Origin of the sequence: Entomohabitans teleogrylli (genome assembly GCF_001484765.1) — a bacterium.
Lineage (GTDB): Bacteria > Pseudomonadota > Gammaproteobacteria > Enterobacterales > Enterobacteriaceae > Entomohabitans > Entomohabitans teleogrylli.
The window spans coordinates 1-621 of the sequence record NZ_LLXO01000100.1; the positions used below are offsets into that span (position 1 = coordinate 1).

General features: G+C 47.8%; 1 pseudogene. It reads right to left on the reverse strand.

What is annotated here, in order from left to right:
• Window positions 1–58: 58 nt before the first annotated feature.
• Window positions 59–621: pseudogene (locus tag AQ981_RS25420) on the reverse strand (IS481-like element ISErsp1 family transposase); the annotation flags it as partial.

The window sequence follows — 621 nt, forward strand, 5'->3', positions numbered from 1 at the left end:
TGTATTAGCTCAGACCTGATCTGACAGTTACCGGTTATTCATACAGGTGTCTGTCAGATTACATCCGGCTTAAATTCTTCTCAGCCCAGATGCGTTTCCCATCAAGTAATGTTTCCATCGGCGTCCGGCCACAGCACATTTTCCCCTGATGGGTTCGCTCATTATTATAGTGAGCCAGCCATTCATCAAGATCCGATTGTAATGTATCGAGTTCACCATAGAGTTTTTTGCGGAACGCTACCTGATAAAATTCCTGCAATATCGTCCTGTGGAACCGTTCGCAGATGCCATTTGTCTGCGGCGACATTGCTTTGGTTTTCGTGTGGTCGATATCATTTATTGCCAGATAAAGCTGGTAATCATGCTGCTCCACTTTACCGCAGTACTCCGTGCCCCTGTCGGTCAGTATTCTCAGCATTGGCAGGTACTGAGACGCGTAAAATGGCAACACGCGATCATTCAACAGGTCAGCCGCTGTAATCGGCGTTTTAGTAACATACAGCTTACAGTGCGCAACCTTCGAGTACGTATCAACGAACGTCTGCTGATAAATACGTCCGACACCTTTCAGGTTGCCCACGTAAAACGTGTCCTGAGAGCCCAGATAACCCGGATGCGCGG